The 19826-nt window shown below is 63.7% G+C and carries 16 protein-coding genes; 11 read left to right on the forward strand and 5 right to left on the reverse strand.

Annotation, left to right across the window (positions count from 1 at the left end; genetic code table 11):
* Position 1: 1 nt before the first annotated feature.
* The 3 genes from AC3CB8_RS13665 to AC3CB8_RS13675 form a co-directional block, all read right to left on the reverse strand.
* The gene (locus tag AC3CB8_RS13665; RefSeq protein WP_352562979.1) at positions 2-1357 is read right to left on the reverse strand and encodes a glutamine synthetase family protein; all 1356 of its coding nucleotides are present in this window, start codon (positions 1355-1357) and stop codon (positions 2-4) included.
* A gap of 240 nt (positions 1358-1597) precedes the next feature.
* On the reverse strand, positions 1598-2296 hold the full coding sequence (locus AC3CB8_RS13670; protein ID WP_023771116.1) for a GntR family transcriptional regulator: 699 nt from the start codon (positions 2294-2296) through the stop codon (positions 1598-1600).
* A 185-nt stretch (positions 2297-2481) separates the two neighbouring features.
* Positions 2482-4542 carry a N,N-dimethylformamidase beta subunit family domain-containing protein gene (locus AC3CB8_RS13675; RefSeq protein WP_352562980.1) on the reverse strand — a complete coding sequence of 687 codons (2061 nt, stop codon included), beginning with the start codon at positions 4540-4542 and terminating at the stop codon, positions 2482-2484.
* 436 nt (positions 4543-4978) lie between these two features.
* Between AC3CB8_RS13675 and ftsZ the strand changes: the two genes are divergently transcribed.
* Complete coding sequence (gene ftsZ, locus AC3CB8_RS13680) at positions 4979-6016, forward strand: cell division protein FtsZ (RefSeq protein ID WP_023771114.1); 1038 nt, start codon at positions 4979-4981, stop codon at positions 6014-6016.
* Between the two features lie 480 nt (positions 6017-6496).
* Here ftsZ and AC3CB8_RS13685 read toward each other — a convergent pair whose 3' ends face one another.
* Positions 6497-6817, reverse strand: a complete 321-nt coding sequence (locus AC3CB8_RS13685) for a hypothetical protein (RefSeq protein ID WP_245273867.1) — start codon at positions 6815-6817, stop codon at positions 6497-6499.
* Between AC3CB8_RS13685 and AC3CB8_RS13690 the strand changes: the two genes are divergently transcribed.
* The 10 genes from AC3CB8_RS13690 to AC3CB8_RS13735 all read left to right on the forward strand — a co-directional run bounded on the left by AC3CB8_RS13690 (position 6746) and on the right by AC3CB8_RS13735 (position 18556).
* The gene (locus AC3CB8_RS13690; RefSeq protein ID WP_352562981.1) at positions 6746-7720 is read left to right on the forward strand and encodes a sugar-binding transcriptional regulator; all 975 of its coding nucleotides are present in this window, start codon (positions 6746-6748) and stop codon (positions 7718-7720) included. The genes AC3CB8_RS13685 and AC3CB8_RS13690 overlap by 72 nt on opposite strands.
* Positions 7721-7765: 45 nt before the next feature.
* Positions 7766-9211: an ABC transporter substrate-binding protein gene (locus AC3CB8_RS13695; protein ID WP_023771112.1), complete on the forward strand. Its 1446-nt coding sequence runs from the start codon at positions 7766-7768 to the stop codon at positions 9209-9211.
* 154 nt (positions 9212-9365) lie between these two features.
* Positions 9366-10289: a carbohydrate ABC transporter permease gene (locus tag AC3CB8_RS13700; protein ID WP_015318968.1), complete on the forward strand. Its 924-nt coding sequence runs from the start codon at positions 9366-9368 to the stop codon at positions 10287-10289.
* Between the two features lie 9 nt (positions 10290-10298).
* Positions 10299-11156 carry a carbohydrate ABC transporter permease gene (locus AC3CB8_RS13705; protein WP_023771111.1) on the forward strand — a complete coding sequence of 286 codons (858 nt, stop codon included), beginning with the start codon at positions 10299-10301 and terminating at the stop codon, positions 11154-11156.
* Between the two features lie 2 nt (positions 11157-11158).
* The gene (locus AC3CB8_RS13710; protein WP_023771110.1) at positions 11159-12277 is read left to right on the forward strand and encodes an ABC transporter ATP-binding protein; all 1119 of its coding nucleotides are present in this window, start codon (positions 11159-11161) and stop codon (positions 12275-12277) included.
* On the forward strand, positions 12274-13398 hold the full coding sequence (locus tag AC3CB8_RS13715; RefSeq protein ID WP_023771109.1) for an ABC transporter ATP-binding protein: 1125 nt from the start codon (positions 12274-12276) through the stop codon (positions 13396-13398). The genes AC3CB8_RS13710 and AC3CB8_RS13715 overlap by 4 nt, the downstream gene beginning before the upstream one ends.
* Positions 13398-14951, forward strand: a complete 1554-nt coding sequence (locus AC3CB8_RS13720) for an FGGY-family carbohydrate kinase (RefSeq protein ID WP_352562982.1) — start codon at positions 13398-13400, stop codon at positions 14949-14951. The genes AC3CB8_RS13715 and AC3CB8_RS13720 overlap by 1 nt, the downstream gene beginning before the upstream one ends.
* A 10-nt stretch (positions 14952-14961) precedes the next feature.
* The gene (locus AC3CB8_RS13725; RefSeq protein WP_023771107.1) at positions 14962-16002 is read left to right on the forward strand and encodes a 2-hydroxyacid dehydrogenase; all 1041 of its coding nucleotides are present in this window, start codon (positions 14962-14964) and stop codon (positions 16000-16002) included.
* Between the two features lie 46 nt (positions 16003-16048).
* Positions 16049-17566 carry a glycerol-3-phosphate dehydrogenase gene (locus AC3CB8_RS13730; protein ID WP_352562983.1) on the forward strand — a complete coding sequence of 506 codons (1518 nt, stop codon included), beginning with the start codon at positions 16049-16051 and terminating at the stop codon, positions 17564-17566.
* 48 nt (positions 17567-17614) lie between these two features.
* On the forward strand, positions 17615-18556 hold the full coding sequence (locus AC3CB8_RS13735; RefSeq protein WP_352572388.1) for a sugar phosphate isomerase/epimerase family protein: 942 nt from the start codon (positions 17615-17617) through the stop codon (positions 18554-18556).
* A 54-nt stretch (positions 18557-18610) separates the two neighbouring features.
* Here AC3CB8_RS13735 and fba read toward each other — a convergent pair whose 3' ends face one another.
* Entirely contained in the window at positions 18611-19675 is a 1065-nt protein-coding gene (gene fba / locus AC3CB8_RS13740; protein ID WP_352546564.1) for a class II fructose-bisphosphate aldolase, read from the reverse strand.
* Positions 19676-19826: the final 151 nt, after the last annotated feature.

Here is a 19826-nt window from a genome sequence, read left to right on the forward strand (position 1 = left end):
CTCAGACGCTTTCGAGATAGGTCTCGATCTCGAAATCGCTCACGTTGAGGGCAAACGTATTCAATTCCTGGCGTTTGCAGGCGACGAAGGAGTCGCGCAGGATCGACGGGAAGATCTCCGCCACATGCGTCCCGCCTTCAAAGGTTGCGATCGCCGACGCCCAGTCCGGCGGCAGTTTGGCCGGGGCGACGCCTTGCCCGTCATTCCCCGCCGGGTCGCCTGGCGACATCTGCTTCTCGATGCCGATCAGCGCGGCGCCCAGTATGGCGGCAAGCACGAGGTAGGGGTTGGCGTCGGCTCCCGAGACGCGATGTTCGATGCGGCGCGCGCCGGTCGGGCCGCCGGGGATGCGGATCGCGACCATGCGGTTCTCGTAACCCCAGGCGACCGCGGTCGGCGCGTAGGATCTCGGGCGCAGCCTGCGGTAGGAATTGAAATGCGGCGCGAACACCAGCGTGCTTTCGGCCATCGCCGCCAGCAGCCCGCCGACCGCGTGTCGCATGATGTCGGAACCCTGGTCGGTGCCGTCGTCGAACACGTTGCGCCCATCGGCATCGACCAGGCTGAAATGGACATGGAAGCCGTTGCCGGCGCGGTCGCCATAGGGCTTGGCCATGAAGCAGGCGGCAAAGCCGTGCTTGCGGGCAATGCCCTTCACCGTGCGCTTGAACAACACCGCATCGTCGGCCGCCCGCAACGCGTCGGCGACATGGTTCAGGTTGATCTCGAACTGGCCGACGCCGTTTTCGGCGATGGCCGTATCGACGGGAATGCCTTGCGCGCGGCAGGCTTCATAGATGTCGTGGATGAAGGCTTCGAAATCGTCGATTTCGTCGATCGACAGCGCCGCGTCGGAATCGAGACGCCGCCCGGTGACCGGGGACACGGGCCCGACCGGCCGCTGTGATTGCGGATCGACCAGGTAGAATTCCAGTTCGGTTGCCGCGACAGGAGTGAGGCCGAGCGCCTTGTAGCGATCGAGGATGCGGGCGAGTGCCCGCCGGGGGTCGCCGAGATAGGGCGCTCCGCTCTCATCGGCTAGCCAGAGCGGGACGAGCGCCGTCGGATGCGCCGTCCATTCCACCGGCAGAATGCCGCGACCCGTCCATTGGCAAAGACCGTCGGCATCGCCGGTCGAGAAGACCAGGCTGTTGCCTTCGATGTCCTCGCCCCAGACATCGAGCCCGATCAGCGAGTAGGGCATGCGCAGCTTGCCCTCCAGCGCCTTGCGGGCCTGCTCGACGGGGATGCGTTTTCCCCGCATGATGCCGTTGAGGTCGCACACCGCGGCCCTCAGGCTCAGGATGTCGCTTCGGCTTTCAAGCCAGTTCAAAACGTCCGTAATTGCATCGCTCAATTTCAAACCTCTGGTTCCCTGCGGTGTCGCGTCTGAGGCGAGCACCCTATTTTCTACGACAAAGCAGCTGACGAGTTCATGAAGGCATCTCCGACATAGGTCGGAAATTTTCCTTCATCTTTTCAAGTCATTAGCCGGTATGTCGGGAGGCATTTCAGGAACCAATTGCGCGATCTGCGATCGCAACATAGCGACAAGGCAAGGGAAAGCCAAGTGGTCTGGGGTGCAGGAGACATCGGCCTAGCTCCTCGCTTCCGGGAATCTGACCTGCCGCAGGATGTGGGCAGCACCCTCGTCGATGTCGCGAACGATGGCCGCCCGCGCTCGCCCACCGTCCTGCGCCTCGATCGCGGCAACGACTTCCTCGTGATAGTCGATATCCAGAATGGAGGAGAGGTCGTCCTCGAATCCCATGGCGAGGTTTCTGAGAAACGGGCCGACCTGCATCCACACCGTCTCGATCAGGAAAATCATCTGCTCGTTGCCGCAATGGCGATAGATCGAGAATTTAAAATCGTGGTTCTTCCTGAGATAGTCGCCAATATCGCCTTTGCTGGCCGTCAGGGTCAGTTCTGTGCAATGGCGTCGGATCGTCCGCAGATTGTTGCCGTTGATCAGTTTCGTCGCAAGTTCGGTTGCCGGGCCTTCGAGCAGTGTGCGCACGGCGGTCAATTGCGAGAACCGCTCGGCCGAGATCACCGGCACCTCGACGCTGCCATTCGGCATCGGGCTCAGTGCCCGCAATGCCTGCAGCCGCATGAAGGCACTGCGCACCGGCATGTCGCTGGTGCCGAGTTCCTTGGCGAGTTTGCGCGAGGTCAGCTTCTGGCCGGGCAGGAATTGCCCCGACATCAGGGCTCGCACAAGCTCCAGATAGACCTTCTCGTGCAAGGGCACGGTGTCTACGGCGGTCAAACCGAAATGTGTTCTGCCGGCCATTGGCGGGGCGCACCTTCATCCGTTCTGAAAATGACCTGACGACACGCGCCGCGGACAAAGCTTAGGCCTGGCACGGCGGGAACACCCAAGCCGCCGATTGATCGAGCATGATAGACGCTTCGATCGTTGCGCGGCAAGCCAACCGCAGGAGCCGGCTCGGTGCGGCGGGCTGCCTTCCTTTCCGCCTATCGATCCGGAACCGGCCCGCTCTTCTCCAATGCCATATGCGTCAGCAAATTCCTGGTGATCCGGCCGACGTCGTTCATGGCATCGCTGACAGGCAAGGCGCCGCACCAAGCGACCGAACTCGCGCAGAAGATCAGGCCGCCCGAGGGCAGATGGCGCAGCGTCATCTCCGCGCAACGGCGCCCGTCGCGCTCTCTGTCACCTCCCTCGTACCATCGCGTGGCGTCATGGACGAAGCTGTCCGGGAACCCGGTCGCGCGCGCAATGACCATGGTGTCGGGGGATGTGCCCAGATGCGGGTCGGTGGCATCCACCTCGTAGCCGGCGGCGCCTCCAAGCACGATGCCCTCGTCGCCGAAGGTCTCGTTGGCGACGCCGTCGAACAGCCATGCAGCGGAAGCTTCATGGCTTTGAGGCGTGCGTGTGAAGGGCCGCGCGCCGTCGAACCCCATCAGCGAGATGGCGACGCCGGTCAGCGAGAACTCGCCGCGCCCGCTGGCGCGCAGGTACCCTCCCGGCTGGTTGGTAATCGACAGTGACTGTTCGGCGATAGAGCCGTCCCAGGTCCGGCCCGCCTCGAGCGGCGAGCGGCGCAATTCCATCAGATCGTCCTGGAACGCCACCTTGCCGGCAAGACCATTGCCGCCGAGATAGGCGATGCTGCCACCCGCCGCCGCGAATTGGCGCAGCGCATGCTCCATCTCGACCGACATGTATTCGGGATGGCTGCCGGTGATGACCGCCTCGTAGCCCTGCAGGCAGGCAAGACCCAGTTCGTGCAGGTCGCGGTCGGTGATGAGATCGAAGCCGATATCATTCTTGTGGCAGAAGCGCAGAAAATGCAGGTCGACGGGCAGGTTGTGCGGGCAGCCGCAGAGCGGATAATTGTAGTCGTCGCGCAGCGTCGCCTTGGGCTTCCTCGTGGAACAGATCGACACGCCGCTGAGATCGCTGTGATAGTCGTAGAGCGACTTCAGATTGTTATCGATCGCGAAGCGATGGCCGCGATCCTCGCACATCCATTCGTAGAGATGCGCCGGCAGGAATTCATCGGCATAGGCGAGATAGGTGGCCGTCGGCACCAGGAACAGCAGCGGTGCCCGGCGTGCCGTCGAGGTGATGAAGAAGACGATGCGCTCCGATCCACCGTCATGGCTGACTTCGAAGGCATAGACGCCGGCAGAGGCATCGGCAGGGATCTGCAGATGATAAGAGGGGGGCCAGCCCAACGCGCCCATGTCGTCGTCATGGCAATGCACGGCGTCGTAATGCGATGGCACCAAGCGGGGATCAAAGCTCGACCCATCCCAACGGCGTGAGGTCATGCAGAAGGCGGGCTGGTTGATCGTCTCCAGCAAGAGGACGCGATCGGTGCCTGTCGAGGCGAGCGGGCCGCTCGGCAGCAGGGTCGGAAAAATCCAGGCGATACGACCGGCCGCGGTTCGCAGCGAGATCGCCGAGAACTTGGCGTTCAGCGACCTTACATCGTTTGCCGTGCTGGTGCCGAAGACCATGTCACCGGTCAGGGGCCGCCACGGCAGGTCGAATCGATGATCCACGCGAAACGGCGACAGGAGATCGTCCGAGTCGATCCGCAGCACGGTCGCGCCGTCGTTCGACGAAATCTCGACCTTGAGCCAGGTGTTTGCCGGCAAGACCACGCCGCTATCGAGCGAGTTGCCGTCGGCGGCTGACATCAGCCGCCCGTCCTGCAAGCCGAGGCGCAGGTTCCCGCTTTCGAACAGCACGCGGGCGCCATCGTTGCGGGTCAAGTATACTTCGAAGGCGACGCCTTCGATCTCGGTGGCCTTGGCAAGTTCCGCCGCCGCGATCTTCAGGAAGGATCCGTGATCGAAATCGCGGTGAGACACGGCATTTCCCGTCGGCTCGACGCGCCAGCCCATCGGCTCGGCCGCGGGCGTGTCGAGCCGCACGACGTGCACGTGGCATACCTGCCGCGACGCCGAGACATGAAGGGCGACCGGTGTTCCGGCCGCTGTATGCCAGGGAACGGTATAGCCTGAGACGGCCATGGCGCCGTGGTCGACGGGGCGCTTCATCGCCGCGAAAATCCGCGTCGCGATCCCGGCTGTCGCAATCTCATCGATGGCAAACTGGACAATGCTTTCAAACCTTTGGGTCTGGAGGTCGTATATACCCCACGGCCTTGATTGCTGACGAAGTCCGTAGGAATCTCGCTCAGCCATCGATGGCCATCGGCAATGCGAGTTCTACGCATCCATCGCAGGCATCCGCTTGGTGCCTGATCGACGACGACATTATCGCGATCGTGCGAAACCGGACAGTCGTCCTCGCAGCTCGGCCTCTTCATCACAAAACTTGACCTTCACGCACTTGCACGTCCGGCCGCTCTCTGGCTTTTTGGGGCACCCATCCGAACGGACTGATTCGCGTCATGCCGCTCGATTGCAATGTCTTGTAGGCAGTCTGCTTGTGGGTCGTGAAGCGCACGCAATTGGCGAAGGAGAAGCAGGCATGGCCGAGTTCAAGAAGCCGGAAATCTCCGAGATGAGACCCAAGATCACCGTGATCGGCGTCGGCGGCGGCGGCGGCAACGCGATCAACAACATGATCGTGGAACAGCTTCAGGGAACCGAGTTCATTGCCGCCAACACCGATGCCCAGGCGCTTACCATGTCGAAGGCGACGCGGCTGATCCAGCTTGGCGCCCACGTCACGGAAGGCCTTGGCGCCGGCTCGTTGCCCGAGATCGGCCGTGCCGCGGCCGAAGAATCGCTAGACGAGATCATGGATCATCTGGCCGGCACCCACATGTGTTTCGTCACTGCCGGCATGGGCGGCGGCACCGGAACCGGTGCGGCCCCGATCATCGCCCAGGCGGCGCGCAAGGCCGGCATCCTGACGGTCGGCGTCGTCACCAAACCGTTTACCTTCGAGGGCAGGCGCCGCATGCAGATGGCGGAAGAAGGCATCGAGCGGCTGCGCGAAGCCGCCGACACCGTCATCGTGATCCCCAACCAGAACCTGTTCCGCATCGCCGATGCCAAGACCACCTTTGCCGATGCATTCGTCATCGCCGACAGGGTGCTTTATTCCGGCGTCAGCTGCATCACCGACCTCATCGTCAAGGAAGGCCTGATCAATCTCGACTTCGCCGACGTCAAATCGGTGATGCGCGGCATGGGCCGCGCCATGATGGGAACGGGCGAGGCCTCCGGCGACGGCCGGGCGATGAAGGCGGCGGAAGCCGCGATCGCCAATCCGCTGCTCGACGAAATGTCGATGAAGGGCGCCAAGGGCGTGCTGGTGTCGATTTCGGGCGGCCGGGACATGACCCTGTTCGAGGTCGACGAGGCGGCCACGCGCATCCGTGAAGAGGTCTATGAGGACGCCGACATCATCGTCGGCGCCATCTTCGACAAGAGCATGGAAGGCCGCTTCAGGGTCTCGGTGGTGGCGACGGGCCTCGATCGTTCGCTCGGCGAGGGTGATGCCGATGCCGGCATGGCACATGGCCATTCCATGCCGTCCGCCGCACGGACCTTGCAGTAGCCTTCCGTTCGAATTAACACTCCCGGGCAGGCGACCCGCGGTATCTGTCGCGTGCCAGGGCCGGAAACGGTGCTCTTCAGGACGCCTTCTCGCCGATGAGCTCGAATCGCTCGATCTCGCATTCGCGGGCGACCAGTGCCAGGATTGCCGTCTAGGGTTCGGGTCGCATCGGGCTGTCTCCATTCGAGATTGAACGAGTACACGAAGCGGTCGCGGCTGGAGTGATTCTCGACCTTGGCAAGGCGCGCGCCATAGCCGAGCGGCCGCACCCTCTTGGGAAGGTCAGGTGGGGATCCTTTTGCCCAGGAAACCGACAGGACCGCATAGTGGTCGCGCGGCAACTTGAGGTCGACCCATTTCAACACCTGAAGTGTCAGTAGCGTCAGCACGGTTGCAATTGCCGCAAGACCAAACTGGCCCCGCCAAAGGCAAGTCCGATCATCGTCATGATCCACATGGTGGCCGCAGTGGTGATCCCAGTCAGAGATCGCCGCGCCGAAGGATGGCGTCGCCGCCGATGAAGCCGACGCCGGTCAGCACGCCAAGCGGCAGACGAAGCACGTCCACGCTGGCGAAGAAGTAAGAACCTCTTGCCCTCCTGAGGTGCCCGGCCGAACCGTCGCGCGGCAGCCGACCAGACGCGACGCCATTTGAAGGTGGCGCTTGACTTCGGCCAAGCCATGTGAAAAATTTTGCAGCAACTGATAAAAATATCATCGGGACGGAAACGTGGTTGGTTTTGGAAACGGCCTTTTTCGGGACGACGATGCCAGCATGGCGGCGCGGGCCGCGTGGCTTCATTACGCCGGCGGCCTGACCCAGTCCGAGGTTGCCAAGCGGCTGGGGCTGACCAGTCTCAAGGCGCACCGCCTCATCACCAAGGCCAACCAGGAAGGGCTGGTGAAGGTCTATATCGACGGCGAAGTGTCGGAATGCGTCGAGCTCGAGGACGAATTGTCCCGCCGCTACGGCCTCGACTATTGCGAGGTGGTCCCGGATTTCGATTCCGAGGATCTGCCGCTCAAGGCGCTCGGCATCGCCGGCGCGCAGTTCCTCAAGCGCGAGATCGAGCGCGGCGAGCAGGCGCTGATCGGCGTCGGCCATGGCCGCACGCTCGCGGCCTGCGTGGAATATCTGCCGCGCACCACCACCGACCGCATCCGTTTCGTGTCGCTGCTTGGTGGCCTGACCCGGAAATTCTCGGCCAACCCGCATGATGTCATCCACCGTCTCGCCGAACGCACCGGTGCCGAAGCCTATGTGATGCCGGTGCCGATGTTCGCCAACACGGCGGAGGACCGCATCGTGCTGCTGGGCCAGAAGGGGATCAGCGAGGTCTTCGATCTCGCCAGATCGGCCGACCTGCTGTTTGCTGGGATCGGCACCGCCGAACGCGAGGCTTCGCTTGTCGCCACCGGCATGATCGAGAAGGGCGAGATGGAGGAGATCCGTCGCAATGGCGGTGTCGGCGAATTGCTCGGCCATTTCTTCGACGAGGCCGGCAAGGCAGTGGCGACAACCGTTTCCAACCGGGCGCTGGCCCTGGCGCGCGAGGATATCGCCAGCCGCCGGATTGTCGCCGTCGCCGGCGGCAGGATCAAGGTTCGCGCCATCAAGTCGGTGCTGGAGGGGCGCTATCTCGAGGGCCTGATAACGGACGAGCGCACGGCGCGATCGCTCGTGGAAGAGACGCCGGTCGGGTAGCCGGCAACAGTCCAGTTGAAACTACCCTGTGGAGGAGAAGACGAAATGCATGAGAAAGAGAAAGACCTGATAGACGCCTTCCTGCGCGGACAAGTCGACCGTCGTGGACTGATCAAGGGCCTGGGTGCCATGGGCCTCGCCGCCGGCACCGCCGGCACGCTGCTCAACCTGGGCCAGACCCGCGCGCTCGCCGCGGACTTCGACTGGCAGGCGCATAAGGGCAAGACCATCAAGCTCTTGCTCAACAAGCATCCATATGCCGACGCCATGATCGCCAATCTTGAGAACTTCAAGAAGCTGACCGGCATGAACGTCGTCTACGACGTATTCCCCGAAGACGTCTATTTCGACAAGGTGACGGCCGCATTGTCGGCGAGCTCGCCCGAATACGACGCCTTCATGACCGGCGCGTACATGACCTGGACCTATGGCCCAGCCGGCTGGATCACCGACCTCAACGAATGGATCAAGGATCCGGCCAAGACCAACCCGAACTATGCTTGGGACGACTTCCTGCCAGGCGTCAAGAATTCCTGCGCATGGAACGGCAAGCCGGGCGGAGCTTTGGGATCGGAAGACGCCAAGCAGTGGTGCATTCCGTGGGGGTTCGAGCAGAACAACATCACCTACAACAAGGCGATGTTCGACAAGGCGGGCGTCAAGGTTCCCGGCAACATGGACGAGATGGTGGCCGCTGCCGCCAAGCTCACCAAGGATGTCGGTGGCGGCGTCTACGGCATTGGTGTGCGCGGCTCACGCTCCTGGGCGACCATTCACCCGGGGTTCCTGTCGGCCTACGCCAATTTCGACCAGAAGGACCTGAATGTGTCGGCCGACGGCAAATTGTCGGCCGCCATGAACACCGCCCAATCCAAGGCTTTCCACAAGCAGTGGGTGCAGATGATCCAGCAGAGCGGCCCGAAGGACTGGTCGACCTATACGTGGTACCAGGTCGGAACCGATCTCGGCGCCGGCGCCTCGGCGATGATCTTCGACGCCGATATCCTCGGCTACTTCATGAATGGCGGCGACAACAAGATGGCCGGCAAGCTTGCCTTCGCCGCCTTCAAGGCGAATCCGGAGGCCAAGGCACCAACGCCGAACATCTGGATCTGGTCGCTGTCGATGTCCAACTTCTCCAAGGACAAGGACGCCACATGGTACTTCATGCAATGGGCCTCCGGACCCGAGCATGCGCTGTTCGGCGCCACCAAGATGGATTTCGTCAACCCAGTCCGCCAGTCGGTCTGGAAGGATGAGGTCTTCCGCGAGAAGCTGAACAAGAGCTATCCGGGCTATGTCGAGATGTTCGACGCCTCGGCACCCGGCGCCTCGATCAAGTTCACGGCGCAGCCGCTTTTCTTCGATCTCACCACCGAATGGGCGGCGACGCTGCAGAAGATGGTGTCCAAGGAAGTGCCGGTCGACGAGGGCCTCGACAAGCTCGCCGAGAGCATCAACGGCCAGCTCAAGGAAGCCGGCCTCGGTTAAGTCGCAACGAGGGCCGGCCTGCTTGGCGGTTCGGCCCTCGCCACATCTTTCATGTTTGCGATGCGGTGCCGAAAGGTGCCATTTCGCCCCACCGGCCGCCTTGCTCCCTTGGGCGGCCAGCAGGGCGAAGCGACAGCAACAACGGAGCAGCTCGATGACTGCGGTGGTATCGCAAAGGCTCAAGCCATCCGGCTTCAGGATCAGCAAGCGGGTGCTGCCCTATGTTCTCAGCCTGCCGGCCTTGCTGGTCTGCATAGGCATCCTGATCCCGTTCCTGACCTCGGTGGTCTATTCGTTCCAACGCTATCGTCTGAGCCAGCCCTGGGCGCGCCAGTTCAACTGGGGCGACAACTATATCTCCTTCTTCACCGATCCGAAGTTCTGGAACACGTTGAAAGTGTCGCTGCTCTATGCCGGCACCACGGTCGTGCTGGAACTGCTTCTCGGTCTCGCCATCGCGCTGCTGCTGCAGAAGCGCTCGACACTCAACAACTTCATCTCGATCATGCTGTTGATGCCGCTGATGACGGCACCCGCGCTGGCGGCACTGATGTGGAAGCTGATGACCAATCCGGGCTTCGGCGTGCTGAGCTATCTCGCCAGCCTCATCGGGCTGCAGGATTTTCGCTGGGCGTCGTCGCCGTCGACGGCGCTGTTCACCGTCGTGCTGGTCGACATCTGGGTCTACACTCCATTCATCATGATCCTGCTGCTCGCTGGGCTGCGCAGCCTGCCGACGCAGCCCTTCGAGGCCGCCGCGCTTGACGGCGTGCCGAGGAGCTTCGTCTTCTTCCGCATCACGCTGCCGATGCTGACGCCCTACATCCTGACAGCGACGCTGTTCCGGCTGCTCGATTCCATTCAGCAGTTCGACATCATCTACGCGATGACCCAAGGCGGGCCGGGCGACACGCTGACCGTGTTCCAGGTCGAGGCCTATCTCAACTTCTTCCAGTCGACCAATGTCGGCCGCTCGGCGGCGCTCATGATCATCCTGTGGGCGATCACCTATTTCCTCTCCAACATCTTCATCAAGAACTGGCTCAGGCTGCGCGAACGCGCCCGCGGCCAGGCATAGGAGGCGGCGATGGAACATACCTCGCTTCTCGAACGCATCCTGCGCGGCGCGGCACTGACGCTGGTCGTGATCTTCTTCATGTTCCCGATCCTGTGGATATTCATGATGTCGTTCCAGACCAACGAGACCATTCTGCGCATCCCGCCGCAGCTCATCTTCGATCCGACGCTCGCCAACTACACGGCGTTGATCACCGGCAAGCTGATGACCGCCGCCGGCACGCTCGACATCGCCTTCATGCGCAATCTCTGGAATTCGGTGTTCCTGTCGGTGACCTCGGTCGCCGTTTCGCTGCTGCTCGGCGTGCCGGCGGCTTACGCCTTCGCGCGTCACAAATTCCGCGGTTCGGAGGACATCGCCTTCACGCTGCTGTCGTTCAAGTTCGCGCCGGCACTTCTGGTCCTGCTGCCGCTGACCCTCTATTTCCAGAAGCTCGGCCTTGCCAACACCTATATCGGCCTGATCTGGGTCTACCAGTTGATATGCCTGCCGCTGATCCTGTGGATCGTGCGCGGCTATTTCGAGGACATTCCGGCCGACATCGAATATGCCTACCGCATCGGCGGCCATTCCTGGTTCGCCACCTTCCGCAAGATCGCGCTGCCGCTCGCCGGCCCCGGCATCGCGGCGGCAGGCCTGCTCGCCTTCATCTTCGCCTGGAACAATTTCGTCTTCGCGCTGGTGTTGGCTTCGGCCGACAAGCAGCCGGTGACGGTCGGCGCGCTGGCCTTCATCACTTCATCGGGCATCCAGTACGGCCAGATTTCGGCGGCCATCGTCTTGTCGATCACGCCGACGCTGGCGCTCGCCCTTTACGCACAGCGCTATCTGGTCGAGGGCTTGTCGCTCGGCGCGGTGAAAGGATAGAAATGGCCAGCCTCGAACTCAGAAACGTCGTCAAGCGCTACAAGAGCCAGACCGTCCTCGACAATCTGTCGCTGACGGTCGCCGATGGCGAGACGCTGGTGCTGTTTGGTCCCTCGGGCGCCGGCAAGACGGTGCTTTTGCGGCTGGTCGCCGGCGTCATCGATCCGGACGAAGGCAAGATCCTTATCGGCGGCGAGGACATGACCGATGTCGACGCGGAATTCCGCGGCGTCGGCATGGCGTTCCAGAATTTCGCGCTGTTTCCGCATATGAGCGCTTTCGACAATATCGCGACGCCGCTGGCGGCCAAGCGCTCGTCGCAGAGCGCGATCAAGGCCGGGGTCGAGAGCGTCGCCAAATTGTTGAAGATCGGCCATGTGCTGAGCCACAAGCCGCGCGCTCTCTCCAATGGCCAGAAGCAGCGCACGGCCCTTGCCCGCGCTTTGGTCGGTTCGCCGCCGCTCCTTCTGCTCGACGATCCCTTGCGCAATGTCGACGCCAAGCTGCGTTTCGAGATGCGGCTCGAACTGCCGCGGCTGCTCGCCGATCGCGGCGCCACCGTCGTTTACGTTACTCAGGACTACAAGGAAGCCATGGCGCTCGGCGACCGCATCGCGGTGATGTCGCAAGGCGTCATCAGGCAGCTTGGTACGCCCGAGCAGATCTATCGTGAGCCGGCCAACGTCGAGATCGCGCGGCTGTTCGGCGATCCGACCATCAATCTGCTCGACGTCAAGCCCGCGCGCGATGCCCGGGGGGTCTATGTCGGCCTGTCCAATGTACAGGTCCATCTCACCGATGCTCCGGAGGCCGCCATCGGCCGCGACTGCATCATCGGGCTGAGACCCGAGGCCCTGCATTTCGTTGGCGAGAACGAACCCGGCGCCATTCCGGTGACCGTCGAGGCGGAGACGCCGCTCAACGAAAAGATCGTCACGCTGGTGCGCACCGTGCGCGGCCGTGAAATTTTGGTCTCGCGCCCGGCCGGAACGCCGGGGCGCAGCGAAGGCAAGGCGCATATCGCCGTCGACGGCAGGAGCGCCCTGCTGTTCGATCGGGCGAGCGGCGAGCGCATCGGCGCCAGGAATGTCGTCAAACTGCGCAACGGAGAAGCGGCATGAGCCCGAGCGCGCTCACCATATCAGGCGTCGACAAATTCTATGGCCCGATCGACAGGGGCGTTCACGCCGTCAAGAACCTGACGATGGAGATCGGCAAGGGCGAGATCGTGGCGCTGCTCGGCTCTTCGGGCTGCGGCAAGACCTCGACCTTGCGCATGATTGCCGGCTTCGAGGAGGTGTCGCGCGGCGCGATCGCGGTCGCGGGCCGCAAGGTACACACCTTGCCGCCGGTCAAACGCAATGTGGCGATGGCCTTCGAGGGCTATTCGCTCTATCCGCCGCTCACCGTGCGCGAGAACATGGCCTTCGCGCTCAAGGCCGCCCGGCTGCCCAGGAGCGAGGTCGACGCCAAGGTCGCCAGCATCGCCAAGCTGCTGGAGATCGAGGACATATTGGAGCGCTATCCCAGCTCCATTTCCGGCGGCCAGCAGCAGCGCGCCAGCCTCGGCCGGGCGCTGATCCGCGAGGCCGACCTGCATCTGCTCGACGAGCCGATGGGCCAGCTCGAACCGCAGCTTCGCGCCGTGCTGCGCGGCCGCATCAAGCACTTCATCAAGGAGCGTGGCCTGACCGCGATCCTGGTCACCCACGACCAGACCGAGGCCAATGCGCTGGCCGACCGCATCGCGGTGATGGAGGGTGGCGTGCTGCAGCAGTTCGACACGCCGGACCGGATCAAGGAGCGCCCGGCGAACCTGTTCACCGGCACCTTCGTCGGCGAGCCACCGATGAACGTCTTCGAGGCCTTTGTCGGCACGGCCGCCGGCCGCATCAATCTCAGGCTGCCCGACGGGCTGTCGCTCGACTACGACAAGGACGCCTTCAGCGCTCCGGTTCGCGACCAGCTGCTCAGCCGTGAGCGGGTGGTTATCGGCATCAGGCCCTACGCGGTCCGGCGCTCGAAGGAGGGTGTTCCGGCCAGGGTCTCGGCCAACCAATGGCTCGGCGACCAGACCCACATCGCCGCCGACTTCGCCGGCGGCTCGCTGGTACTGGTGGAGCATGACCGCACCCGGCTCGACCTCGGCGCGCCGATCAATGTCAGCATAGATCCCAAAAACCTGCACGTCTTCGACCAAGCGAGCGGCATTGCGATCTCGCACGGCATGGAGCTCGCGTGATGCGCGACGTACTGATCGGCATAGATGCCGGCACCTCTGTCATCAAGTCCATCGCTTTCGATACGAAGGGCCGCCAGATCGCGGCCGCGGCAACGCCGAACCACTATGAGACGCTGCCGGGCGGCGGCGCCGAACAGGATCTGTCCCGCACATGGGCCGATGCCGCCACGACCCTGCGCCAGCTTGCCGACAAGGTGCCCGATCTCGCCAGCCGGACCGTCGCCATCGCGGTGACCGGGCAGGGCGACGGGACCTGGCTGATCGACGGCAAGGGCGAGCCGGTGGCCAAGGGTTGGCTCTGGCTCGACGCGCGCGCCGCCGGCATCGTCGAAGAAATCCGTGCGCGGCCCGATGACCGGCTGCGCTTCGAAAAGACCGGCAGCGGTCTTGCCGCCTGCCAGCAAGGCTCGCAGTTCGCCTTCATGAAGCGCACCATGCCCGAAATGCTCGGCAAGGCGGCGACCGCGTTCCATTGCAAGGACTGGCTTTATTTCAAGCTGACCGGCGAACGCGCCACCGATCCGTCCGAAGGGACCTTCACTTTCGGCGACTTCCGCACCCGTGACTACAGTGGGGAGGTGCTCGACGTCCTCGGCGTCGCCGATCTCAGGCACCTGCTGCCGCCGATCATCGACGGCACGAGGCACAGCGCCGGACTGTCGCCGGCCGCCGCCGACGTCACCGGCATGTTTGCCGGCACACCCGTCGTGCTCGGTTATGTCGACGTCGTCTGCACCGCGCTCGGCGCCGGCCTCCTCGACCGTGAACGCAAGCCCGGCTGCTCGATCATCGGTTCCACCGGCATGCACATGCGGCTGGCCGAGACCCCGGATGATGTGCAGCTCAACGAAGCGGCGACCGGTTACACGATGGCGATGCCGGCGCCGGGCGTCTTCGCGCAGATGCAGTCCAACATGGCGGCGACGCTCAACATCGACTGGGTGCTTGGCCTCGCTTCGGGCATCCTCGCCTCGCAAGGCATAACCCGCAGCAATGGCGAGATGATCGCGCTGGTCGATGCCTGGATCGCGGCCACGCGGCCAGCTTCGCTGCTCTACCAGCCCTACGTGTCGGAAGCCGGCGAGCGGGGACCGTTCGTCGATGCCAACGCCAGGGCAGGCTTCGTCGGCATTTCGTCGCGCCACGGCTACGCCGATCTGGTGCGCGCCGTCTTCGAAGGCTTGGCCTTCGCGGCGCGCGACTGCTACGCCGCCATGGGCCCGCTGCCTCGCGAAATTCGCCTGACCGGCGGCGCCGCCAGAAGCCCGGCGCTGCGCAGGATCCTGGGGGCCGCCATTGGTGCCGACACGCGCACCAGCGCGCGAGAGGAGGCCGGTGCGGCGGGTGCCGCAATGATCGCCGCCGTCTGCGTCGGTCAATACGCCTCCATGGACGAATGCGTCGGCGAATGGGTGACGCCGCTGCTCGGCGAGGCCGAGCCAAGCGACCCGGGCCTCGCCGCGATCTACGACAGGATGACCCCGTCCTACATGCTGGCGCACCAGGCCCTGCGGCCGGTCTGGCGTTCCATGGCGACATCGCAGGAAAATTGAGAAGTCGAGTATGCTGAGGAAAATAGCGATCATTGGCGACAACTTCATGCTGCCGGAGGTGTTTCGCGCCAAAGTCGAGAAGGTCGCCGGTGGCGACCTCGATATCAGGACATTGCAGACGGCCTGGCCCGACGAGCCGATGGAGTTCGGCAACGCCGCGCTCGGCCTCGACAAGGTCAAGGAATATTTTGGCCAGCCCGACGAGGTCGTCGATTTCATCGGCGATGCCGAAATCCTCGTCACGCAGCTAGCGCCCCTGTCGGAAGGCATGATGCGGCGTCTGCCGGGGCTCAAGCTGGTCGCGGTGTCGCGCGGCGGCCCGATCAACATCGACATGGAAGCGGCTAGGGCGCATGGCATCACCGTGGTCAATGTGCCCGGCCGCAACGCCACGGCCGTGGCCGAGTTCACCATCGGCGCCATCCTTGCCGAGACGCGGCTGATCCGGGTCGGCCACGAGGCCTTGCGCAAGGGGGAATGGCGCGGCGATCTCTACCGCGCCGACCGCACCGGCCGCGAACTCGGCGAAATGACCGTCGGCGTGGTCGGCTACGGCAATATCGGCACGAAGGTGGTGCGCCTGCTGCGCGCCTTCGGCTGCCACGTCCTGGTCAGCGATCCCTATGTGCAACTGAGCGCCGAGGATCGCAACGCTGGCGTCGAACTGGTTGCGCTCGACGACCTCCTGTCGCGCTCCGATGTGGTCACGCTGCATTCGCGGGTGACGCAGGAGACACGCGGTCTGATCGGCAAGGACACCATCGCGCGGATGAAGCCGGGCGTGATCTTCGTCAATACGGCGCGTGGCCCGCTGGTAGACTACGACGCACTTTACGAGGCGCTGGTTTCAGGGCAGATCGCCAGCGCCATGCTGGAAACCTTCGCGGTCGAACCGGTGCCCTCGGACTGGCCCTTGCTGCAGCTGCCAAACGTGACGCTGACGCCGCATATCGCCGGCGCTTCGGTGCGCACCGTGACCTATGCCGCCGAGCAGGCCGCCGAGGAAGTGCGCCGCTACCTGGCTGGCCTGCCTCCGGTCAATCCGTGCTGAGAGCGATGGCCATGATGCGAGAATTCGGCAGCGGGGTGACGGCAAGATGAGCGTCGGCCCTGACATCGTCGACCTCTTCGTCATCGGCGGCGGCGTCAACGGCGCCGGCATCGCGCGCGACGCCGCCGGCCGCGGGCTTTCCGTCATCCTGTGCGAAAAGGACGATCTCGCCGAAGGCACCAGCTCGCGCTCGGGCAAGCTCGTCCATGGCGGTCTGCGCTACCTCGAATATTACGAATTCCGCCTGGTGCGCGAGGCGCTGATCGAGCGCGAGGTGCTGCTGGAATCGGCGCCGCACATCATCTGGCCCATGCGCTTCGTGCTGCCGCACAGCCCGGACGACCGGCCGGCATGGCTGGTGCGGCTCGGCCTCTTCCTCTACGACCATCTCGGCGGCCGCAAGCGGCTGCCCGCCACCCGGACGCTCGATCTGCGCACAGCGCCCGAGGGGGCGCCGATCAAGGACGGCTTCAAGCGCGGTTTTGAATATTCGGACTGCTGGGTCGACGATGCCCGCCTCGTCGTCATCAATGCGCTCGACGCCGCCGAACGGGGAGCGAAGGTCCTCACCCGCACCGCCTGCACCGCGGCCCGCCGCGAGGGCGGCCTCTGGGTTGTCGAGATGCGCGACGTCAGGACCGGCATCAAAACCAGTGTACGGGCCCGCGCGCTGATCAATGCCGCCGGCCCTTGGGTCAACGACATCGTCAACCGCGTTGCTGGCCAGAACTCCAGGCGCAATGTCCGCCTCGTCAAGGGCAGCCATATCGTCGTACCCAAATTTTGGGATGGAAGGCAGGCTTATCTCGTCCAGAACAACGACAAGCGCGTCATTTTCATCAATCCGTACCAGAACGATCTGGCCTTGATCGGAACCACCGATATCCCCTACGAGGGCCGGCCCGAGGATGTGAGAGCGGATGAGAGCGAGATCGATTACCTCATCAAAGTGGTCAACCGCTATTTCAAGCGCGGCCTTGCGCGGGGCGACGTGGTCCATTCGTTCTCCGGTGTCCGGCCGCTCTATGACGACAATGCCGACAATCCGAGCGCGGTGACGCGCGACTATATTTTCGAACTCGACGCGCCGGACGCGCAGGCGCCGCTGCTCTCCGTCTTCGGCGGCAAGATCACCACCTTCCGCAAACTCGCCGAGCATGCGCTGGACAGGATCGCACCGTTCTTTCCCCGCATGGGCAAAGCCTGGACCGCGAAGGCGCATCTGCCGGGCGGCGACATCGCCAATGCCGACTTCGAACAGTTTCTTGGCAGCCTCGCAAACGAGTATCCATGGATGCCGGCATCGCTGCTCAAGCATTACGGCCGGCTCTACGGCACCAGGACGCGGTCCGTGGTCGGCGGCGCCCGATCGCTCGCCGCACTTGGGCGGTGCTTCGGCAAGGATTTCTTCGAGCGCGAGGCGAACTACCTCTTCGAACAGGAATGGGCTGAAGACGCGGCCGACATTCTCGAACGGCGCACCAAGCATGGCCTGCATTTGTCCGCCGAGGAGAAGGCGGCCTTCGAGCATTGGTGCGCGAGCCGGCAGGCGAGGGCAGGCTGATGGCGCTCATTGCCCCTGTTCCGCGCCAGCGTTGAAGGGATCGCGACCTTGCCTTTCACGCTCTCCCTCAACACCAATCCGCTGGTCAACCGCTTCGCCGAGCCGGACGATCTGATCGATACCGTCGCCTATGAGATCGGCATTCGCGACGTTCAGCTCACGCATGAATTCGTCAACCCAGGCTGGCCGGCGGCGACGATCGTCAAGTTCGTCCGCCTGTTCCGCAACGCCTTGAATCGCACCGGCGTGCGCGTCACCTCTGGCATGACCGGCCCCTATGGCCGGCTGAACCATTTCGGCCATCCGGATGCCGATGTGCGCCGCTACTATGTCGACTGGTTCAAGACCTTCGCCGATATCTCGGCCGAGCTTGGCGCCGACGGCATGGGCACGCAGTTCGCCATCTTCACGCATCGGGACTATGACGACCCCGCCCGTCGCGCCAGGCTGTTCGACATCGCGCTGGACTGCTGGCGCGAGGTCGCCGAGCACGCCCGGGCGGCAGGCCTGACTTATCTATTCTGGGAGCCGATGTCGGTCGGTCGCGAATTCGGCCACACCATCGAGAATTGCCGGATGCTGCAGGAGGCGATCGACGCGGCCGGCATGGCCATTCCGCTGGAGATGATGGTCGACATCGACCATGGCGACGTCACTTCCTCCAATCCGGCCGACATCGATCCCTATGCCTGGGCCGAAGCTTTCCCTCTGAAGTCGCCGATCATCCACATCAAGCAATCGTCGATGAACAAGGGCGGCCATTGGCCATTCACCGCGGCCTACAACAAGGACGGCCGCATCACGCCTGAGAAGCTGCTGGAGACGGTGCGACGCGGCGGCGGCACCGACAACGAAATCTGCCTCGAACTATCCTTCCGCGAGCGCGAGCCGGTCGACCATCAGGTGGTCGCCATGATCCGCGAGTCGGTCGACTTCTGGGCACCGTTCATCGAGACCGGCAGGCCTGGCCTGCTGCCGAAAGCCGGATAGAGATCGGACAGGAGCCCACGTGGCTCCTGTCCATGAAATGCAACCCGATCGAACTCAGGCGAATTTCGGATCGAGGCTGCCCGACTTGTAGCGCTTGGCCATGTCCGAAACCGGCAGCGGCTTGATCTTCGGCGCATTGCCGGCGGTGCCGAACTGCTCGAAGCGCTCCTTGCAGAGCTTCCTCATCGCCGCCATCGCCGGCGTCAGATATTTGCGCGGATCGAACTCGCTGGGATTTTCGGTCAGCACCTTGCGGATAGCGCCGGTCAGCGCCATGCGGTTGTCGGTGTCGATGTTGATCTTGCGCACGCCATGCTTGATGCCGCGCTGGATCTCCTCCACCGGGACACCCCAGGTCGGCTTCATCTGGCCGCCATATTTGTTGATGATCTCCTGCAGATCCTCCGGCACCGAGGATGAGCCGTGCATGACCAGATGCATGTTCGGCAAGCGGCGATGGATCTCCTCGATCACGTTCATCGCCAGCACCGCGCCGTCGGGCTTGCGCGAGAATTTATAGGCGCCGTGGCTGGTGCCCATGGCCACCGCCAGCGCATCGACATGGGTGTCGCGCACGAACTGTTCGGCCTGCACCGGATCGGTCAGGAGCTGGTCGTGGCTGATCGCGCCTTCGACGCCGTGGCCGTCTTCCTGCTCGCCGCCGCCGCTCTCGAGCGAGCCCAGCACGCCGATCTCGCCTTCCACCGACACGCCGCCCCAATGCGCCATGTCGACGACGCGCCGTGTGATGCCGGAATTATAGGCATAGTCGGCCGGCGACTTGCCGTCTTCCTTGAGCGAGCCGTCCATCATCACCGAGGTAAAGCCGTGCTGGATCGCGGTGACGCAGGTGGCTTCGTTGTTGCCATGGTCGAGATGCATGCAGACCGGGATGTCGGGATGGATCTCGACCAGCGCGTCGATCAGCTTGGCCAGCACCACGTCATTGGCATAGGCACGGGCGCCGCGGCTCGCCTGCAGGATGACCGGGGACTTAGTCTCCTCGGCAGCCTCCATGATGGCGAGGCCCTGTTCCATGTTGTTCATGTTGAAGGCCGGCACGCCATAGCCGTATTCGGCGGCGTGATCGAGCAATTGTCTCAGTGTGATGCGAGCCAACGATTAGTCTCCCGTATCTGGTTTCGAACCTGTGGTTGCGGGCCGCCCGCGCATCGTTCAGCCCACCGATGCTTCTGGCCGGAATCCTGCGCAACCGCAACCGTGACAGACCGTCCCGGCAGCAATTCTTGTTACAGCGGCGTGATAAAAG

It is taken from the genome of Mesorhizobium sp. P160927, assembly GCF_057766385.1.